The sequence below is a fragment of the Gracilibacillus timonensis genome (genome assembly GCF_900086715.1).
In the GTDB taxonomy this organism is placed as follows: Bacteria; Bacillota; Bacilli; order Bacillales; family Amphibacillaceae; genus Gracilibacillus; species Gracilibacillus timonensis.
In genome coordinates, this window is the sequence record NZ_FLKH01000010.1 from 360,007 (window position 1) to 379,881 (window position 19,875).

Sequence of the window (19,875 nt, forward strand, 5' to 3'; positions counted from 1 at the left end):
TGATTCATGCGATAAGCCATGTTTTTTAATAGCAGTATTATCCTTGATTAACCGCAATTTCCAAGGCAGTTAATGGATCCGGTACTTTCTCATCAATCATATAAACAGTGCTTCCCTTTTGCCATTTGATGGTTGTTTGTGGGTGCTCATTGAAAGCATTTATTTCTATAATACCACGTTGATCTGGCGCGGGTAGATAGTTATCCTCTAAGTAGTCAACAACCGCTTTTGCCAGGGCTTCATCATCCTCATAATTTGCTACCATATAGGATGGATCTGTCGGAGCATCGACCTCGATTAACCATTTTCCTTCATTCCATGAAATATAAGTGTGTCCAGCAGCCCCTTCGGCAAATCCTTCTATACCATGCCCTAGGTTTATATTGGTGTCCTCCACTTCACGATATGATTCTAGCCCTAACCTGTTCATTGCCTTTTGCTCGCTTGCATAGTTTGTTTCGTGTATTTGCTTTTCTTGAGAGGAATCGTGACTGCTTGGTTCTGTTTTTGTCTCATTCTCTTCCTTATCAGACGCTACCGCCTGTTCTTCACTGCTTTCTTCCTGATTATTGTTAGGCTGATTTTCTTCATCATTGTCTGTTGCTTGAGAATCTGTATTTGCCTGATCTTTATCTTGTTCTGTTGAGCTATCCTGGGCCGGTTCTGATGACGGTGCTGTTTCTGATGATGATTCTTGACAGGCTACCATTAGCATACTTAGCAATATGAGCACAACGAAACTGTATAAGGTTTTATTTCTCATATATTTCTCACTCCCTATGTGTTATTATTTCCCTGTCCACAAAAGATTGAAACAAATTTTCTTATGGTATTTACGAATTCGCTTGTAGATTTATGCCCTGAGGGTAAAAGCGAAGGAGATGGTTGGAAAGTTGTTAGGCACATACATACTCTCAAAATTAAAACTTGGCTGTTTTACATAACCCGACGTATCGGTGTATCCTATAAAAAACCACCCTCAACCATAAGTTAAAGGTGGTTTCGATTATTTATTATTCACCAGTTGCGTCTTCAATTTCTTGTTGCAGTTTATCGAAGAGTTCTGGGTCAATACCCTCGACTTCATCGCGATAGTATTGGTGAACTGGTTCAGCAACTTCGCTAAATTCAGCAATTTGATCTTCTGTCAGCTCAATAACTTCCGTTGGGTTTTCGGTATCATCAACCATGGCATCTAAAGCTTCCTGATTACTGCTTTGCTGCTCTTCGAATACCCAATCTTGCATTTCAGCAACGGTCTCATCAATCACTTCTTTGACACTATCATCAAGTCCATTATACCATTCTGTGTTCACAGTAGTCATCGCCACATAATTATTGTGATTGGAAATCGTTAAGGTATCTTGAACTTCATTAAAGCTGGCTGATTCAATATAAAATAGCGGGTTTTCCTGACCATCCACGGTTTCACGATCTAATGCCGTATACAGTTCACTCTGGCTCATGGATTGAACAGTTGCACCATAAGCTGCATACGATTCACGCATTAACGGTGATTCCTGCACACGTGTGTTAAGTCCTTCCCAGTCAGAAGGTGATTCAATTCCTACATTACTTGTCCAAGCCATCGCTCCCTCTGTCCAGAAGGAAAGTGGCGTAATACTATGCTCTTCATATTTAGCACGCAAATCCTCGTTTAGTGCTTCACTATCAGTCAAAATTTGCTGTACTTGTTCTTGATCAGATGGAAAGAAATAGTGTAAAGAGAAAATTTGACCATCCGGTACTTGCCCACCTGTAAAACCTGGAGACATGACCGCAAATTCTACGGCACCCTGCTGTAGCATTTGTGCTTGGTCTACCTCACTACCTAGTCCGCCATATTCAATAGGTTCAATGGTGATTGCACCATCTGTTTTCTCACTAATACGATCAGCAAACTCAGCGGTATACTCATACTGCACTTCACCTGGTACCTCTTCAGAAACAAAACGCCATTCTTGTTCTGCGAATTCACCATCTGCAGTTTCTCCTCCACCATCATCTGAGCCGGAATCATCTCCACCACACGCTGCTAAAACAAAGCTAAGCGCTAAGATAGAGACAAACATGAATAAAAGCTTCTTGTTAAAAATAATAATCATTACCCCCTAAAGATTTTATATAAAACGGGAGAAAACCCGCCTTATTAATTAATTAATTAATTAATACTAATGACAATTGTGGGAAAAATATTAGCAATACCCCAATAATCAACAACATAATAATAAACGGTGGTGTACTCTTAATTACTTCTAAATACGGTTTTTTAAATACGGCACTAGCGGTAAATATATCGACCCCAAACGGTGGTGTTGCGGAACCTAATGCAGCTTGGAAGGTGATAATAATACCAAGGTGGATTAAATCTACCCCTGCTGCTTCGGCTGCCGGTGCAAAGATCGGTGTTAATACTAGAATAACTACGATCGGATCGACAAACATACAACCGACAAAGAAGAAAATACTAACAATAATCAATACATAGGTTGCACTTGGATCTGTACCTAAAACCGCTTCTGTAATTTGTTGTGGAATACGAGCATATCCAATCACCCAAGTAAACAATTGACCACCTGCAACTAGTACAAAAACTGCAGAGGTTACGAGTCCAGTGGAAAGAGCAATCTTTGGTATCTGCTTCCACGGAATCGTGCGATAAATGAATACCTCTAAAATAAGTGCATAAAGCACGGAAATACCTGATGCCTCTACCGGCGTGAAAATCCCTAAATAAATACCGCCAATAATTAACACGGGAAAACCTAAAGGCAAGATAGATTTCCATAAATATTTAAAACGATCTGGCCAGCTAACTCTATCTGCTAAAGGAATATCCTTTATCTTCGCATAAACCACACTATATAAGGAAAATGCCAAGAATACAATCAAACCAGGTATAATACCTGCAATAAACAAGTTTCCGACTGAAACACCGGAACCTGCCGCTAATGCATAAATAATCATTCCAATACTTGGCGGAATTAATAAAGCAATGTCACTAGAATTAATGATTAATGCCATTGCATTTGAATCCTTATACCCTAATTTCAACAAACGCTCTCTCATGGGCCTTCCAATCGCTACAACGGTTGCTTGTGTAGAGCCTGAGATGGCACCAAACATCGAACAAGCAGCTGCCGTTGTGACAGCATAACCTCCACGAATGTGACCGACAAAAGAGCCAATAAAATCTAATAGTTTTTCAGATGTTTTTCCAGATGTCATAATATCTGCTGCAAAAATAAACAATGGAACACATAGTAATACTGGGGATTCAATCCCTGTTAACAGCTGCCCCATTAATAAATCCATATTTACATTCGGATTAAAAATCAGCATGACCACAACAGGCGCCAGCATTAATGGTATCATCATTGGAAAATTCAACAGTAATAAGATAACCATTATCGATAATAACGTCGCTAACATAGGCTTTTCCTCTCCACTCGTTTTCTTCTTACACAGAGATGTCTTCTAATTTGACATCTTGATCTTTGTCATCGTTGTAATCTACGGCATCTGTGCCTAAGTATACCTTGTCTTTTGCCTTAGCCGTAAAATTAATATACGTATTACGTAAGAACTGAACGCCTGCCAAAAGAAATCCAATTGGAATAAAGATCGCCATCAAATATCTTGGCAGTTCTAGCGAGGTAGTAATTGCTCCGGTATTGTATTCAAACATCACGAAGCTGTAACAAAAGTATGCCATGACGAACATAAAGATAGCTGTAAAGAAATTAATAACAATCATCATCACTTTACGCACTTTAAATGGGGCAAAATCGTAGAACGCCGACATACTAATGTGTCGACCTTTTCTTGCGGCATAGGCAATGCCCATAAAGGTGGCGATTACAATAGCAAATTTACTAACTTCATAAGCAAAATAGAAGGCACCGGATGAAAATACCTCTCTCGCAATGACATTACCAGCAATCATGACAGTGATTAAGATAATGGCAAAGGATAGGATAAACTCTTCTATTTTGGTAACAATCTTATCAATCCATTGAAATACCTTCAACGTTTTTCCTCCTTAATCAAGGACTGTTTTACTGTTAAACAGTTGTTTTCTATATTACAGAAAGATTGCAACGCACTCAAATGTACTATACCCTGATTACACGTAAATAAACGACAAATTATCGGGAATACAAAAAATGGGCAGAAATCTCTGATATATAATGGCACATCCTTAAAAATAATCAAAAATCCTCAAAGGAGGCCTAAATCATCTGATATTATTCTTTTTTTAAACAATGGAAATAGAGAATTTGTGACTTGCGAAAAGTGCCTGATTCTATTACGCTAAACGTAAAGCTAATTGAGGTGATGATAAATGGACAGACAGGAGATAGAAAGAGAGATAGAAGATTTGAAAGCAGACTACGCTAGATTATCTGCAGACTTGGAAAAGCTGGTATACGTAGGAGCTAACACAACGGGAAATGAAAAAGAATTAGAACGAATTGAAAAACAGGTGGCGGCACTTCGAAAACAACTACAAACAAAAAGATAAATCGATACAGCTTAAGCATTAGTTGAACCATTTCAGTAGGATACTGGTAACGAGACCCCTCGTAACTCATTACTTACTATTACACCTTGCGCGGGGCCAGATCCAGTTATAGTATTTGTTAGGTCAGGTTTGCCACCGTCGTTTAATGACCAACCATTGTTTTTGCCTAGGAACAGACTTATAAGGGAGGAAAAACCGTGAACGCTTTAGAACTACTGCAAAATTATTATGGATATGATCAATTCCGTTCCGGCCAAGAACAAATTGTACAGAACCTTTTAGATAATCACAATACACTAGCCATTATGCCAACAGGTGGCGGAAAATCGATCTGTTACCAAATTCCTGGGCTCGCGAAAACAGGTACAGCGCTGGTGATATCTCCGTTAATTTCCTTGATGAAAGACCAAGTTGACGCCTTACATACCTTAGGAATTGCGGCAACTTATATAAACAGTTCACTCACAGCGGAAGAACAAGCAGAAAGACTAGCTCAGATTCGCCAAGGACACTATACCTTTGTGTATGTGGCACCAGAGCGTTTTGACTCCCCATCTTTTTTTCGAGCGATGAATCAAATCGAACTTTCCTTGATTGCCTTTGATGAGGCTCACTGCATTTCTCAATGGGGACACGACTTTCGCCCCAGCTATCGAACGGTCATTGAATCCGTACGGCAATTAAACAGACTTCCTGTTATCGTCGGGCTTACTGCAACGGCAACGGCGGAGGTGATTAAGGATATCAAGAAGCTCCTAGCAGTACAGGATCAACATATTGTCAACACCGGATTCGCTCGGGAGAATCTTACTTTTGACGTACTGAAAGGGCAAGATCGAAACCACTATATCGCCGATTTTTTGAATGTACATAAGAACGAAACGGGAATCATCTATGCGATTACACGAAAACAAGTGGATCAGCTGCATCACGCCCTGGAAACGAAGGGCTATTCCGTTAGTAAGTATCATGCCGGATTGTCGGAAGAAGTACGGAAGCAAGCCCAGAATGACTTCATTTATGACAATGCCAAGGTAATGATTGCTACGAATGCTTTTGGAATGGGCATTGATAAATCCAATGTCCGCTATGTGATTCATTATGCCTTACCGAAGAATCTGGAAAGTTATTATCAAGAGGCGGGACGGGCTGGTCGTGATGGCGAACCAAGCCAATGTATCATCCTTTTTTCCGGTCAGGACATCAGTATGCAGAAATACTTGATCGACCAATCGGAAATGGAAGAAGACAAAAAAGCAGAGGAATATAAAAAACTGCAAGCGATGATTAACTATTGTCATACCGAGCAATGTCTGCAGCAGTATATCCTCCATTATTTTAATGATCAGATTTCTTCTATCCAGCCATGCGGACGCTGCTCTAACTGTCAAAAAGATGCAGAAAAAATCGACCGGTCCAAGGAGGCACAGATGGTGCTTTCCTGTGTTAAACGAATGAATCAAAGGTTCGGTGCCACCATGGTTGCCAAGGTTTTAAGAGGGGCGAACGATCAAAAAGTCAAACAATTTCGTTTTAATAAGCTATCTACATACGGATTACTGAGTAAATGGACGGAAAAACAAGTTCTTGCGTTTATCCAGTTCTTAATTGCGGAAGATTATGTCACTTCTTACGGTGGACGATTCCCGACTCTGCAACTTAATGAACAATCCTTATCTATTCTGAAGGGCGAACAGACGGTTTTCGTTTATGAAGCAAAAGTGAAGAAGACAGAAGCTGGCGATTATGATGTTGCCGTCTTTGAAGAGTTACGAAAATTAAGAAAACAGCTGGCAGATGAACAAGCAGTGCCTCCTTATGTAATCTTTTCTGATAAATCATTGCGTGAAATGTCCAATGTTAAGCCAACAACCAAGTCAGCTATGTTACAGATTCATGGGGTTGGCGAGCGTAAGTTTGAACAATATGGTTCGTTGTTTATGGAATGTTTCACCAGCGAAGACACTAACCAACAACCGTTAGGCAGCTAGTAAATGTACAGCGTGGTTTTTTAAGACAAGCAGCGTTCTATCCCATGAAATGGAGATGACGGCCGTTTTTACGAGTTGTCGCTGGATTTTGGACGTCATTTCTCGGATGACGGCCGTTTTTCCGGATTGTCGCTGGATTTTGGACGTCATTTCTTGGAGGACGGCCGTTCTTCCGGATTGTCGCTGGATTTTGGACGTCATTTCTCGGATGACGGCCGTTTTTCCGGATCCTCGCTGGATTTTGGACGTCATTTCTCGGATGACGGCCATTTTTCCGGATCCTCGCTGGATTTTGGACGTCATTTCTCGGATGACGGCCATTTTTCCGGATCCTCGCTGGATTTTGGACGTCATTTCTTGGAGGACGGCTATTTTTCCGGATCGTCGCTGGATTTTGGACGTCATTTCTTGGATGACGGCCATTTTTCCGGATCCTCGCTGGATTTTGGACGTCATTTCTTGGAGGACGGCCATTTTTCCGGATCCTCGCTGGATTTTGGACGTCATTTGATTAAGCCCATATAATTGTGTAAAAAGGAAAAGGCCTCGTTCATTTCCTGTTATAATGTTTTTATCCCACTAAAAACTTATAAAGGAGAAATGAACGATGACCCATATCCATTTTAAACTGAATTTTGAAGAATTAAAAGAAAAAGTATTAGGATCGGATTTAGAAGATGTGATGAAATCAGCGTTAGTGATTGTGCTGAATTCGTTCATGGAGAAAGAACGGGATGACTACCTAGAGGCAGCATCTTACGAAAGAACCGAAGGGCGTAAGGACTATCGCAACGGTTACTATGAGCGCGATTATAAAGTACCTGTGGGAACCTTAAAATTACATGTTCCCCGAACGAGGAAAGGGGAATTTTCCCCATCCTTGTTTGAAAAATATACACGCTCCGATCAATCCTTGGTCTTATCGATGCTGGAAATGGTGGTGAACGGGGTATCTACTCGAAAGGTCACCAATATCATGGAAGCGCTCTGTGGAGAAGGGGTGTCTAAATCCATGGTATCGAATATCACCAAGAAATTGGATCCCCTGGTCATGGAATGGACCAATCGCCCGTTGAATGTGAAGTATTATCCCTATATCTATACCGATGCCATGTATATCAAGGTAAGAGAGCATCATAAAGTGGTCTCTAAAGCGGTGTATATTGCGGTAGGGGTCAACGAAGAAAAGAAACGGGAAATCATCGGGATGACAGTTCAGCATGCCGAGTCGAAGGAAAGCTGGAGCCGTTTCTTGGAAAGTTTACAATCGAGAGGTCTCCAGTCGCCCAAACTGGTTATTTCGGATGCCCATGAAGGGTTAAAACAAGCCATTCAACAACGGTTCATTGGTACGAGTTGGCAGCGTTGCACGGTCCATTTCAAACGGAATCTGTTCGATACCTTGCCGAAAAAAGGGAGAGAGGAGGCCAAGAGATGGATCAAACGTGTATTTAACGCGAGCAGTGTAGAGGAAGCGCGAGCGTTAAAAGATCAGTTTTTGAAGGCGTATGAAGATCAGCCAAGATTTACGAAAGTAGGAGAATTGTTAGAAGAAGGATTTGATGATGCGGTTCAATTTATGAACGAACCCGTTGATTATCACGTGCAGTTACGGACCACCAACAATGTGGAAAGAATCAATGGAGAAGTCCGAAGAAGAGAACGAGTGATTCGCATATTTCCTAACACTCAATCCGCTTTTCGGTTAATTGGGGCCGTCCTCATGGATATCGAAGAACAATTAGACCGAGGCAATCGAATATACTTGAAAGGTACCTAAAAGCCCGCCAGCGTCGGCGCGAAAATGTGTGGAGGAAGGAGGGGGTACCCCCTCCTTCCTCCACACATTCACCATACCCTAACCGGATAAAAACATGTAAATGTATTTTACACAATAATATGGACTTGACTCGTCATTTCTTGGAGGACGGCTATTTTTCCGGATCGTCGCTGGATTTTGGCCGTCATTTCTTGGATGACCGTTTTTTGTGTTCTCCAAATACAGATCTACTATTTGAACATCCACACCTCGGCTCAGCTCTTAAAAAGCATTGTCTTTTCGTTTTACACATTATACTTATGCCAAAACCGGAAAATCACTAAGATTACTTTTATAATGATTAAAGCGACCGTCCAGAAAAGTATATTCATCATGTTTAAAAGAAGGGCAGACCCATATAAAGAAGGTACTTCCATGATAAGAGAGGCAACAAATAAACCAATACTAGTACCAGCCGTCACTACTACAGCATAGAGAAGCAGATTATACCACTTTGTATACCGTCGCCAAAAAACGTAAACACACGGAATCAATAGATTGATGCCGAGATAGCCAAACAATATAATATCTGTCATCTCGACGATCCCTTCACTATCTGTTGCTGAATTCGGCATAATTATACTTCCGAATAATAGCGCATAACCAAATAAAATCCATAATACATTTCTCTCTGTCTTAGATCGAACTTCTTCCTTTACCTCTTCTGGCATCCAGATCTGAAAAGGATTACGATAGCTTTTTTCTCCGATATACTCACTAACGATATCCTGACGAGTCCCCTCAACTTCTGAAAAATCCACTTCACTGTAGGCTTGTGCCCTTAGTGCTTCACTTAAATCGTAGCCTGTATAAGTGACAAGGGGGACCTTATCTTCTATACGCCTCATCCATTTCTGCCATTCATCTCTTGATTCAAATTGTCTAAAAAAATAGTTGCCTTGATGCATAATGATCATTAGAGAACCGAACCGAAAATAATTCCACCCTTGGGGTACCGGCATTCGATATGTAAAAACTCCTATCAACACATGATCTATGTTTTCAAACGGTATGTGATTCTCGTCATTTATCCCTTTGGATGTATTTTCCCAGTATTGATGGAGACCCTCGTTGTCTAATTCAAAGCTATAGATCGTCTGTTTTTTCGACGGATAAAACACAAACGCCAAAGCACCCATTATCAATCCAATGAATGAGAATAACAATAACAACGGCCATAACCCACTATCCATAACCACATAAATACCACCGATTAGAAAGGCCAAAGAAATGACCCCAAATATACCAGAAGTAATAAAAGCAGGGACTTTGCTTTTTCCTTCCATCGAGTTTGTATATGTAATCGGCTCATCTTCCATCATTACTACCCTCACTTCCCAAGAATCTACTTGAACATGTTGTATTTCTAGTAAACGTTACCTAACTTCCTTGTATTGTAAAAAAAGACCATGAGGACAATAACTCCCTCATGATCTTTTCTTTTAATCAAATGAAATCGCCCAAGCGCCTTGACGAAAGACTGGCTCTAAGGTTCCGTCTGCCGTCTCTCCATCAATATCTAAATCCGCTGAACCAATCATAAAATCGACGTGGACAAGGCTGTCATTAACACCATGCTGATCCAGCTCCTGCTCATCCATATCTGACCCACCTTGTAAATTGGTTGGATATGCCTTACCTAAGGCAACATGACAAGAGGCATTCTCGTCATATAGTGTATGGAAAAAGATCAAATCAGACTGTGAGATCGGAGAAGCGTGTGGAACGAGTGCCAATTCTCCTAATCGTTGAGCCCCTTCATCGGTATCCAATAAATGCTTCAAGGTCTCGTATCCCTGCTCTGCCTCAAAGTCGACAACCTTACCATCTTTAAAAGTGAGACTAAAACCATCGATAAGATTACCACCATATACCAGCGGCTTGGTGGCGGTCACTTTGCCGTCTACTTGATACTTGTTCGGCATAGTGAAGACTTCCTCTGTCGGCATATTCGGATTGAAATGATTACCGTTTGGAATCACGGCTCCGCCACCCTTCCAAATGTGTCCCTCCGGTAAACCGAATCGGATGTCGGTACCCTCAGATTTGAAGACTAATGCCTGATAAGCCTTGCCATTCAAATAATCACAAGCCTTACTCAAAGTACGGTTATGTTCATCCCAAGCAGCAATCGGATCTTCTTGATCCACACGAACAATATGAAAGATTTGCTCCCATAATTGTTCCACCGCTTCTTCCATTGGTAAATCTGGGAATATTTTTTCTGCCCAAACCTTCGTTGGTATGGAAATAATCGACCACGGGATGCGATCATTCATAATATACTTACGGAATTCTTTCAAGGCTTCGCCACTTGCCTTGTTTGCCTTAGCTATTCTGGATGGATCCACATCTTTCAACAAGTCTGGATTGGCGGAACTAATCGATAATAACGCTGCTCCATCTTCTGCAAAAGATAATTGTTTGGCAATCTGCCAGTCAGGAATGTTGGTTAGAGTTTCTTCCGGAGCATTTTGGAATTTCAATAAAGACAATTCATCATCCGACCAATTGATATGGACATTTTTTGCCCCCATTTCCCATGCCTTTCGTGCAACGATTCGCACAAAATCTGCTCCTTCAATCGAGGCATTAATCATTAATGCCTGATTCTTTTGTAAATTGACACCTGTTTTCAAGGCCAATTCGGCATATTTCTCCATTAATTCACGTTCTGCCATTATGACTCCTCCTTGATTTCTTCGATTCGCAGGGATAAGGTCTCCCATCTCTCCATTTTTTCTTCTAGTTCTTGCTCTAATTGATTTTGTTGTTCATACAGTGGTTGAATCTTGTCAATGTCACTACCTGCCTGCTCAATTTCTGCAGTCACCTGTTCTAACGCCTCTTCCAATGAGGTAATATCTTCCTCGATCATATCCCACTCTTTCTGTTCATAAAAGGACAACTTTTTCCTAGTACGCTTTGGTCTCGGATGGTGGGACAACTTTTGTTCTTCTTTAGGCTGTTCACGTTCTATCTCCCGAAACGCTGCATAATTACCGTAAAAAGTAGTCAGCGTGGTTTGCCCAGTAAAGGCAATTAACTGATCCACCACTTTATCGAGAAAATAACGATCGTGCGAAACCGTAATCACTACCCCAGGAAATTGTTCGATATAATCCTCAAGTACGGTTAAGGTTTCTGTGTCTAAGTCATTGGTCGGTTCATCTAGAAAAAGTACGTTAGGCTCTTCCATTAATACCGTCAGTAAGTATAGACGTCTGCGCTCCCCACCTGAGAGTTTGCGGACATAGGTCCACTGCTGAGAACGCGGAAACAAAAAACGTTCCAGCATTTGTTCTGCGGTAATCGTCTGCCCATCTGTTGTGGTAACCACTTCAGCAACCTCGCGCACTAAATCAATGACCCTTACCGATTCTTCTAGGGCTGGATGTTCCTGCGTATAATAGCCAATCTTCACCGTCTCCCCAATATCTATCGTACCACTATCCGGTTTGACAAATCCAGCCAAAATATTCAGCAAGGTTGTTTTCCCACTTCCGTTTGCCCCTACAATCCCTATGCGATCTCCTGGCTGAATCAAACAATCCAAATCTTTGAATAACAAATGACCCTGATAAGACTTGCTTAGCCCCTGTGTTTCGATCACCTTCTTGCCTAGTCGTTTGGCTCCTATTTGAAAATCCAAGGACTGCTTATTCGTAGCAAACGTCTTCCCTTTCATTTCTTCTACCCGATCGGCTCTGGCTTTCTGTTTCGTTCCTCGTGCCTTCACACCGGATTTCAACCATGCAATTTCTTTCTTCAGGATATTCTGATGCTTTTGCTCTGCTTGCACCTCCTGTTCCTCTCGCCTAGCCTTTTCTTCCAGAAATATCTGGTAATTGCCTTCATATTGATATAGGTTGCCCTTATCCAATTCAAACATACGATTGGTCATTCGATTCAGAAAATAACGATCATGGGTAACGAGTAGAATCGCGCCATCATAGGAAGGTAAAAACTCTTCCAACCACTCAATCGTATCGTTATCTAAGTGGTTAGTAGGTTCATCTAAGATCAACAGATCCGCTGGCTGAATGAGCGCTTTAGCAATGGCAATACGTTTACGTTGACCTCCTGATAGCTGTTTCACTTGCTGATCAAAAGCAGGAATACCCAGTCTTGTCAGAATCGTTTTGGCCACGGTCATGGCTTCCCATGCTTCCAATTGATCCATTCTTTCTTGACGCTGAATAAGTTGTTGCTGCAACGTCTCATTATTAGGCTCTTTTTCCAGAGCTAACACAGTGGATTCATATTGTCTTAAGGCAACCATCATAGCTGTATGTCCATAATAAATTTGATCTAGCACAGTATCTTCTTCGGCTAGTGATGGCGTTTGATCCAGGTATTCGATTTTATAATCATTTGGATGTTCCAAGCTGCCACTTTCTGCTTGATCTAAACCTGCCAACACCTTTAATAGGGTGGATTTTCCGGTTCCATTCACTCCAACCAAACCAATTCGATCATGGTCCGATATGGAAAAAGAAATATCTTGAAGCAATGGCTTGTCTCCATATGTTTTGACGAGATGATTTACTTTTATCGTACGCATGGTATCTTTCCTTTCCAGTTCTATGTATCCATAGCAAGCAAATACGCTATAAGATCGGGGATATCAATCTTGATACCGCCTCTTTCACCTTGATCATCACCGAACGTTGTTGGTACAGTTCATAGGTAAGCCTTGTCGAGTGTTCCATATCTTTTTCAAATTCGTCTACTAGCATCTCCGCTAATGTTTCATTATAGAGAAAGGCATTGATTTCAAAGTTCAATCGAAAACTCCGCACATCGATATTTGCCGTACCAACGGAAGCAATCTTACTGTCTACGACTATCATTTTGGCATGCAAGAATCCTTGTTGATAGGTATACACGGTAGCACCGGACTTCAACAGCTCACCGATATAGGAATAGGTTGCCCAATATACAAAAGGATGGTCCGGTTTATTAGGAATCATAATACGCACATCTACCCCGGATAAACAGGCAATCTTGACGGCATCGAACAAGCTCTCATCCGGTATAAAATAAGGCGTTTGAATATAGACATAATCCTTGGCAGACATGATCATCTTCATATAGCCATGCTTGATCTGCTCCCATTCCGAGTCCGGTCCACTCGATACAATCTGCATCCCGATTTTTCCAGTTGGCTGTGCTGCATAATAACGTTCATTATATTCGATATCATGACGAGAAGCCTGATTCCAATCCAATATAAAACGAGTCTGTAAATGTTTCACAGCACTGCCGGTAATACGCAAATGAGTATCTCGCCAATAACCAAATTTCTGCACCTTACCAATATATTCATCCCCGATATTAAAGCCGCCAATATAAGCAATTTTACCATCAATCACTGCAATTTTCCGGTGGTTCCGATGGTTTATTTTTAAGTTCACTTTTGGAATTAATGGCGGGAAGAAACCCTCTACTTCTGCCCCAGCCTGACGCATCTTTTTGATTAACTTTCTTCTAAAACTCCGTGAACCTAAATCATCATACAAGAAGCGAACTTCTACACCTTCTCGCGCCTTCTTTGACAATGCCTCCGTGATGCGCTTGCTTAAGTCATCAGACCGGACTATGTAATACTGTAAATGAATATGATCCTTGGCGTTCGCAATATCTTCCAGTAATGAATGGAACTTACGCTTACCATCGGTGAAGACTTTCACATCATTATCATGAGAATAAATCGCGTCACCATTTCGCAGATGCAAATAAAATAAATCCTTATATTCATTAAGCCTAGTATCTTCTAAGACAAATTGGTCACTTTCCAATTCCCGCAGCTGGTGCTGAACAGCCGTCTTGACCCCAAGCTTACTTTTCGTATCCCAGGTAAATATCGGCTTCTTACTGAGCTGACGGCCAAAGATAAGGTACAGCACAAACCCTACTAAAGGGATGAAAGTTAATACAAGTATCCATGCCCAAGAGGAAGTAGCACTTTTTCGTTCTAGAAAAATAATAACCATGGATAAGATGATATTAAAGATAAGAACAGCGGTTATAATCATTTGTGTAATAGCCATTATGTTACCCCCCTCCCAAAACACGGTCAAACAAAAGGAATTCAGTTACATATTGCTAACTTGCATCCCTTCTAATATAGCATACTTGCCCACAGCCGGACAGTAAACACTACCGCTTCACTCAACCTCTATCGTATCATATTCTTTGTCTATTTTATTACCGCTAATTTCTAATACTCCATCTCGAAATTTGGCCTTTATTGTGCGCTTATCAATTGGTTGAGGCAACGTGATAATCCGTTCTTTGCGCTGCCTGCGTCTTTCTTTGTAAAGGTAGTGGATCTCTTCCTGATAAGACTCGGTTGCTTCTTGATAATCCATCATAATGGTGATTTGACTGGGAGCTGTCAATTGCACATGTACTTGTTCTTTTTTCAGACCTGGTAAATCTACCCGGATCAATATTTGACGATCTGTTTCGGCAACATCTACTGGGATACGTCGAGGAAGATTAGCTTGTTCAAAGAATTGATCAATGGTCTCCATCACATTTCGCTTAGGCTTCTCGTATAGTAAAGCGTCTAACCTTCGAATCAAATCATCCCCCCATTCGGACATTCTTTTGTCTTCTGACATAGGCTCACCCCCTATATAAATGTATCCATATCAGTTTATGCAGCAACCAAAAAAATGAGCTTGTGTCCTATAGAAAAAATCATGTCATCTCCATTCCCTTCCTTAAGGGAGCAAAAGCCTTTTTTTAAAAGGCCCCCGCTCCTCCACCTCCACCAGGGGAACTACCGGTTGTTCCGGCAGTAGAGCTGGCAGCTGCTGAATAGAGGATAAAGTGACTAGAATCAAAGGCAGAGGCAACCGGAAGAGCAGACATCGTCACCAACAAAGGGGCAAGGGTTACATCCGCCTGATATTTCTGTTCAAATACCTCTCCTTTTCCTAACACGATCGCATTCTCTATTCTTTTTTCAAGTAAAGCTTGATCACTGCTTATTGGATAGCGGCCTTCTTGATACAAATCACCTGCCTGTTTAACGGCATAGCGGAGCTGTCTTATTTCCTGCCCCCAATAATTCGATGGTACCAACACAAGCACAAGGCAACTGATCAGATAAAAGATAATCGTCCAAACGGTTCCAGCATCCAGTGTAAATCCAACTAACGAAGCGAAGATCACAAACAAGTACAACAAAGGAAAGACGAACTTTTGACGATGAAAAATAAGACTAACCACGGTCATTGCTGCTAATATTATTGTCAATACAAGCTGGGTAGTCGATGTCAGCGGTTGAATCGTTAGCTGGTAATAAAACATACCAGCCACTAGTAAGCTCATTATTAGTGACAACACGGAATAAAAGGCTACAGGTTTTCGCTCAGTGTTTGCTTCCATTTCTTGTTTCGCCTGTTTGCTCCACTCGGAAAATTGTTCATATTGCTGCTTCGCCTGTTGACTTTTTTCTTTTTCCGGCATATCTGGGTCATCTTGCAGCGACTCCAGTAAAAAATATTCCCCCTGTTCGTCCTTCTCCGTAAATAACCATTCACGTAATTGTTGATCGGAGCAACTATGGTTGGCTTGATTGTTGTGCCATGTAAAACGATAGGTAGTGCCTTCTTTCTTTTTCTCGGAAGGTACTTCCTGGAAATCGACGATTCCACGTCTACGCAATGAAAATAAGGCAGCGTTGATACTATGGACGTCGATATTGTACCACCTGTGGATATAACTAAGTAATAATGGATCTGCTTCCTCCACTATCCGAATTAATGGATCTGTATCCTTCGATCCGCGGTAACGATTAGGATGCACTCGATAAATGACTATGGTCACACCGAGTAAAAGCAGCAATCCTACCACAACGATTGGTGTAAGAGGAGCTGTCTTTTCCGGTAGATTCTCCGCCCTTTGCGCCAACTGTGCCTCTTCTTCCAAAATGGAAGTCTCCATCATTTCCGCTTGATCTGTTTCCATTGCGTTGAGTTGATCAGCCGGGAAAACCAAACGAAATTGGGTGGTATCTCCTGCCTTGACTAGATCATTGCTATAGGTGATACCATCTTCTGTCTCCGTCAACTCACCATCTGCATCGTCCTTTAAGAAATAATGGAAATCCTCTGCACTTTGGTTAGGTAGATGGAGTTGGATCGAAATATCATGAAAATCCGTTTCATTGGAATCGTCAAAGAATGCATAAGTCAGATCGGCGACATCCTGATACTTCGTAACCGAACCGTCAACCTCATAGGTGTATAATACTTGTTTGGTCTCATTCTGGGAGGGTGTATGCACTTTCCACGTATCGTCATCTTCTTCCACCTCTAATGGCTGCAGGTTATTTGTGTCGGCATCGATCGTTTCTCCATTGGCCAAATACGCTTGAAAATGATGGTCATCTGATTCGATCGTTCTTGTCATTCCTTCAAAAGAGCCGTCAAAGGTATAGGTATATAGCTCACGCACCTCCATCGTACCATCGTCTGTAATATGTGCGTCCATGTCCACCTTATCGATCGTAAATGTATCCTCCTCCGAACAAGCGGTTAAAAAAATAACCAGCAAAAAACCTAGAATCATGGTGCCTTTTTTCATGATAAGCACCTCCTTTTCCTAATATAGCTATACCCTTTTATACGCATGATCAATGGCTTTTGTTTCAATATTTCAAAAATAAGGTATCCACATGTTCTATCTATTGATTAAAATGCAATGATACGAAGTTGCCATTTAAACACTTGTCTTCTATTCGACTATGGCGCTATGATTCATTTCTTGATATAAGTAAGTATAAAGTCATGAAAATCAATGAATATTTTAGTTGACGACCATCAGTTCTTCACGTATACTAAGATCAATTCTATATTCGTACAAGCTCTTATTGAGAGTGGCTGAGGGAATAGGCCCTGTGAAGCCCAGCAACCGTCTTTATTGACATGGTGCTACATCCTACAGGGTATAACCTGAAAGATAAGAGAAGGTCTGATGAATGCATACGTCCTTCTTACCTTTCACAAGGTTAGTGGGACGTTTTTATGTTATGCTGAGAGTACATACAAACAAGAGCTCACTAAGACATCAATGATTTTCCACTACCATACAGTGGGGAGTAGAACCAATCTTTACGGCATGATAATTTATCCAATACAAGGAGGTTTTTACAAATGACAAATCCATTTCAATTTCCGAAAAATGAAACAAACTTGCTTCACGCTGGACAGCAGGTAGATCCAACGACAAATGCCAGGGCAGTGCCAATCTATCAAACGACATCCTATGTGTTTAATGACGCCGAACATGCCCAAAACTTATTTGCCTTAGCAGAGACTGGTAACATCTATTCCAGAATCATGAATCCTACAGTAGACGCATTCGAACAACGGATGGCCATATTAGAAGATGGGGTAGCCGCCGTAGCTACAGCTTCTGGGATGTCTGCTATTACACTCGCAATCTTAAATCTAGCCAATTCGGGGGATGAAATTGTAACCGATAGCAACCTGTATGGCGGAACCTATAATCTGTTTAGAAATACATTGCCGAACTATGGCATTAACGTTATTTTTGTAGATGGAGCAGACCCAGAAAACTTCCGTAAGGCGATCACACCAAAAACAAAGGCCGTCTTCGGCGAGGTGATTACTAATCCAAGCTTGAATGTATTCGATATTGAAGCAGTGGCTGATATCGCTCATGAGAACGATATTCCGCTAATCATTGATAATACCTTTGCGACACCTTATGTCTGCAAACCGATTAGTTGGGGAGCGGATATTGTCGTTCACTCTGCAACAAAATGGATTGGCGGACATGGTACTACAATTGGAGGTATCATGATTGACGGTGGACGTTTCAACTGGAATAACGAAAAATTCCCTGGCTTTATCAAACCGGATGAATCCTATCATGGCATTCGCTATGGTATTGATCTTGGTGCGGCTGCTTTTGCACTGAAATTCCGGGTTCACTTATTACGTGATATCGGACCTGCCTTAAGTCCGCAAAATGCCTTCTATTTCTTACAAGGATTAGAAAGCTTACATTTACGGGTCGAACGTCACCATGAGAATGCCCAAGCCGTTGCTCAGTATCTCCAGAAACATCCACAAATAGAATGGGTAGCTTATCCAGGATTGGAGGAACACCCTTCTCATCAGCTTGCACAGAAATATTTGCGTAACCATTACGGTTCTGTGATTACTTTTGGTATTAAGGGCGGAAGAGAAGCAGGCCGAAAATTGATTGATAACATTACCCTATGGTCTCATGTGGCTAATGTAGGCGACGCCAAATCATTGATTATCCACCCTGCTTCCACTACTCAGCAGCAGCTAAGTGCAGAGGAACTAGAGGCTTCCGGAACAAAAGAAGAGCTCGTCCGATTATCTGTTGGTTTAGAAGCTCCAGATGATATCATCGCCGATTTAGACCAGGCGATTGCCAAGGCAACCAACAGTGAGCCAACTATTCACATCAGTAAGGAACAAGCAATCGAATGGGCCCTATCTTCCCCTTTCGATCGTGAAGGCGGAGACATTCGTCCGAAAAATATTCTGGTAGCTGGTGATATCGATCATTCGACTGCCGCCGTTAAACTTCAAAAGCTTGGCTACCATGTCACTGCAGCAAATCAAGCAGAAGAAGAGATTGATCTATTGTTTATTACAGATAGTGGACAAGCTCAGGACTTCTACAGCGATCAGGCAAAGATTGTCTGGTTTGCAGCAGGACAAACAGACGCCGATGTCAAAGCAAAGGCAGAGGCCAACGGTCAAATTGTGGTTGAAGATAAATGTCCGTTTGAAGAAGCAGATCGATTACGTCGCGGAAAATAATCGTTGTCTAGTCTCATCACCTTGACGCAACAAGCAAAAAAATAGGAAGAATAACCGTAATGAGATAATCATTGCGGTTATTTTTTAAATGAGATAAGAAAGCATATAATCTTTGGTATAACAGGACTTGGAATGATTTTGACCTTGAACGAGAGTACCGATAAGATGGATTATGTTAAGTAGCACACTTTCCTTAGTGGTGAGTTTGATCGTTTTATCTGTGCGAAGCAAACGCTCCAGGAATAGGCTACGCTTTCCATGGGGCCGGCTTCAGCTAACTAAAAAGTGCTTTTCTTTTTCAAGTTAGCTGAAGCCGTGCCTGCGGAAAGCGAAGTGGTTGGCTGGAGCGTTGTCACGCACACACAATCTCTCAAAATAATGACATAGCTACTTTACATAATCCTATCGGTAGTTCTGTATCTACTTTGAGTGGTCGGTAAAGGGCCGGACGGATTTTAGCCCGTTTTTTTAAGAATAAGAAAACAGGCGATTGATTCTTCTTATCATTGAAAGCTTCAGACACTCACCCACAAAAAAACGTATATTTCTCATTCAATTAATCGATCACGGTTACAAGTCTCCTCGTTCAAACGAATCCTTGAAGTAGGAAATCAGAATATTATGGCATATGTGCACCGCCATGTTAATATTGATAAGATAAGGGTATAAAATATTAATGAGATTATGTATTGTGGGTGT

The 19,875-nt window shown here is 41.4% G+C and carries 15 protein-coding genes and 1 riboswitch; of the genes, 4 read left to right on the plus strand and 11 right to left on the minus strand.

The genetic code is table 11. The features are described from left to right. Positions 1 to 37: 37 nt before the first annotated feature. The 4 genes from BN6556_RS05650 to BN6556_RS05665 form a co-directional block, all read right to left on the minus strand. Positions 38 to 763, minus strand: coding sequence for a hypothetical protein (locus BN6556_RS05650; protein WP_066188215.1), 726 nt, complete (start codon positions 761 to 763; stop codon positions 38 to 40). A gap of 250 nt (positions 764 to 1,013) precedes the next feature. Continuing rightward, positions 1,014 to 2,072, minus strand: coding sequence for a TRAP transporter substrate-binding protein DctP (dctP, locus tag BN6556_RS05655; protein ID WP_235817458.1), 1,059 nt, complete (start codon positions 2,070 to 2,072; stop codon positions 1,014 to 1,016). Positions 2,073 to 2,157: 85 nt separating this feature from the next. Then, positions 2,158 to 3,432, minus strand: a complete 1,275-nt coding sequence (locus tag BN6556_RS05660) for a TRAP transporter large permease (protein WP_066188218.1) — start codon at positions 3,430 to 3,432, stop codon at positions 2,158 to 2,160. Positions 3,433 to 3,460: 28 nt separating this feature from the next. Next, positions 3,461 to 4,030 carry a TRAP transporter small permease gene (locus BN6556_RS05665; protein WP_066188220.1) on the minus strand — a complete coding sequence of 190 codons (570 nt, stop codon included), beginning with the start codon at positions 4,028 to 4,030 and terminating at the stop codon, positions 3,461 to 3,463. 315 nt (positions 4,031 to 4,345) lie between these two features. Between BN6556_RS05665 and BN6556_RS05670 the strand changes: the two genes are divergently transcribed. Further along, positions 4,346 to 4,525 carry an SE1832 family protein gene (locus BN6556_RS05670; RefSeq protein ID WP_066188222.1) on the plus strand — a complete coding sequence of 60 codons (180 nt, stop codon included), beginning with the start codon at positions 4,346 to 4,348 and terminating at the stop codon, positions 4,523 to 4,525. A gap of 197 nt (positions 4,526 to 4,722) precedes the next feature. Continuing rightward, positions 4,723 to 6,516, plus strand: a complete 1,794-nt coding sequence (gene recQ, locus BN6556_RS05675; protein ID WP_066188224.1) for a DNA helicase RecQ — start codon at positions 4,723 to 4,725, stop codon at positions 6,514 to 6,516. Here the strand turns inward: recQ and BN6556_RS05680 are convergent. Next, positions 6,505 to 7,023 (minus strand): hypothetical protein, encoded by a 519-nt coding sequence (locus tag BN6556_RS05680; RefSeq protein ID WP_148436671.1) that lies wholly within the window; start codon positions 7,021 to 7,023, stop codon positions 6,505 to 6,507. The two genes, recQ and BN6556_RS05680, sit on opposite strands and share 12 nt — an antisense overlap. Positions 7,024 to 7,123: 100 nt before the next feature. Here BN6556_RS05680 and BN6556_RS05685 point away from each other — a divergent pair, with 100 nt between their 5' ends. After that, positions 7,124 to 8,296 (plus strand): IS256 family transposase, encoded by a 1,173-nt coding sequence (locus BN6556_RS05685; protein ID WP_066188229.1) that lies wholly within the window; start codon positions 7,124 to 7,126, stop codon positions 8,294 to 8,296. A 284-nt stretch (positions 8,297 to 8,580) separates the two neighbouring features. On the opposite strand, the gene BN6556_RS05690 is transcribed toward BN6556_RS05685, so the two are convergent. The 6 genes from BN6556_RS05690 to BN6556_RS05715 form a co-directional block, all read right to left on the minus strand. Further along, a complete protein-coding gene (locus BN6556_RS05690) occupies positions 8,581 to 9,657 on the minus strand; it encodes a hypothetical protein (RefSeq protein ID WP_066188231.1) in 1,077 nt (358 codons plus the stop codon). A gap of 120 nt (positions 9,658 to 9,777) precedes the next feature. After that, positions 9,778 to 11,016, minus strand: coding sequence for an aminopeptidase (locus BN6556_RS05695; protein ID WP_066188234.1), 1,239 nt, complete (start codon positions 11,014 to 11,016; stop codon positions 9,778 to 9,780). Then, the gene (locus BN6556_RS05700; protein ID WP_066188236.1) at positions 11,016 to 12,899 is read right to left on the minus strand and encodes an ABC-F family ATP-binding cassette domain-containing protein; all 1,884 of its coding nucleotides are present in this window, start codon (positions 12,897 to 12,899) and stop codon (positions 11,016 to 11,018) included. The genes BN6556_RS05695 and BN6556_RS05700 overlap by 1 nt, the downstream gene beginning before the upstream one ends. A gap of 46 nt (positions 12,900 to 12,945) precedes the next feature. After that, positions 12,946 to 14,388 carry a cardiolipin synthase gene (gene cls, locus BN6556_RS05705; RefSeq protein WP_066188237.1) on the minus strand — a complete coding sequence of 481 codons (1,443 nt, stop codon included), beginning with the start codon at positions 14,386 to 14,388 and terminating at the stop codon, positions 12,946 to 12,948. A gap of 117 nt (positions 14,389 to 14,505) precedes the next feature. Continuing rightward, positions 14,506 to 14,964 carry an Hsp20/alpha crystallin family protein gene (locus tag BN6556_RS05710; protein ID WP_066188243.1) on the minus strand — a complete coding sequence of 153 codons (459 nt, stop codon included), beginning with the start codon at positions 14,962 to 14,964 and terminating at the stop codon, positions 14,506 to 14,508. A 124-nt stretch (positions 14,965 to 15,088) separates the two neighbouring features. Continuing rightward, positions 15,089 to 16,936 carry a DUF2207 domain-containing protein gene (locus BN6556_RS05715; protein WP_066188247.1) on the minus strand — a complete coding sequence of 616 codons (1,848 nt, stop codon included), beginning with the start codon at positions 16,934 to 16,936 and terminating at the stop codon, positions 15,089 to 15,091. A 280-nt stretch (positions 16,937 to 17,216) separates the two neighbouring features. Next, positions 17,217 to 17,318: riboswitch (SAM riboswitch) on the plus strand. A 187-nt stretch (positions 17,319 to 17,505) separates the two neighbouring features. On the opposite strand from BN6556_RS05715, the gene BN6556_RS05725 reads away from it, so the two are divergent. After that, complete coding sequence (locus tag BN6556_RS05725; RefSeq protein WP_066188250.1) at positions 17,506 to 19,176, plus strand: PLP-dependent aspartate aminotransferase family protein; 1,671 nt, start codon at positions 17,506 to 17,508, stop codon at positions 19,174 to 19,176. Positions 19,177 to 19,875 lie beyond the last annotated feature (699 nt).

What these genes read in the sequence shown, in the direction of transcription:
- BN6556_RS05650 (WP_066188215.1), bottom strand. Translation starts at nt 763, where the DNA reads ATGAGAAATAAAACCTTATACAGTTTCGTTGTGCTCATATTGCTAAGT.
- dctP (WP_235817458.1), bottom strand. Translation starts at nt 2,072, where the DNA reads ATGTTTGTCTCTATCTTAGCGCTTAGCTTTGTTTTAGCAGCGTGTGGT.
- BN6556_RS05660 (WP_066188218.1), bottom strand. Translation starts at nt 3,432, where the DNA reads ATGTTAGCGACGTTATTATCGATAATGGTTATCTTATTACTGTTGAAT.
- BN6556_RS05670 (WP_066188222.1), top strand. Translation starts at nt 4,346, where the DNA reads ATGGACAGACAGGAGATAGAAAGAGAGATAGAAGATTTGAAAGCAGAC.
- BN6556_RS05680 (WP_148436671.1), bottom strand. Translation starts at nt 7,023, where the DNA reads ATGACGTCCAAAATCCAGCGAGGATCCGGAAAAATGGCCGTCCTCCAA.
- BN6556_RS05685 (WP_066188229.1), top strand. Translation starts at nt 7,124, where the DNA reads ATGACCCATATCCATTTTAAACTGAATTTTGAAGAATTAAAAGAAAAA.
- BN6556_RS05690 (WP_066188231.1), bottom strand. Translation starts at nt 9,657, where the DNA reads ATGATGGAAGATGAGCCGATTACATATACAAACTCGATGGAAGGAAAA.
- BN6556_RS05695 (WP_066188234.1), bottom strand. Translation starts at nt 11,016, where the DNA reads ATGGCAGAACGTGAATTAATGGAGAAATATGCCGAATTGGCCTTGAAA.
- BN6556_RS05700 (WP_066188236.1), bottom strand. Translation starts at nt 12,899, where the DNA reads ATGCGTACGATAAAAGTAAATCATCTCGTCAAAACATATGGAGACAAG.
- cls (WP_066188237.1), bottom strand. Translation starts at nt 14,388, where the DNA reads ATGGCTATTACACAAATGATTATAACCGCTGTTCTTATCTTTAATATC.
- BN6556_RS05710 (WP_066188243.1), bottom strand. Translation starts at nt 14,964, where the DNA reads ATGTCAGAAGACAAAAGAATGTCCGAATGGGGGGATGATTTGATTCGA.
- BN6556_RS05715 (WP_066188247.1), bottom strand. Translation starts at nt 16,936, where the DNA reads ATGAAAAAAGGCACCATGATTCTAGGTTTTTTGCTGGTTATTTTTTTA.
- BN6556_RS05725 (WP_066188250.1), top strand. Translation starts at nt 17,506, where the DNA reads ATGACAAATCCATTTCAATTTCCGAAAAATGAAACAAACTTGCTTCAC.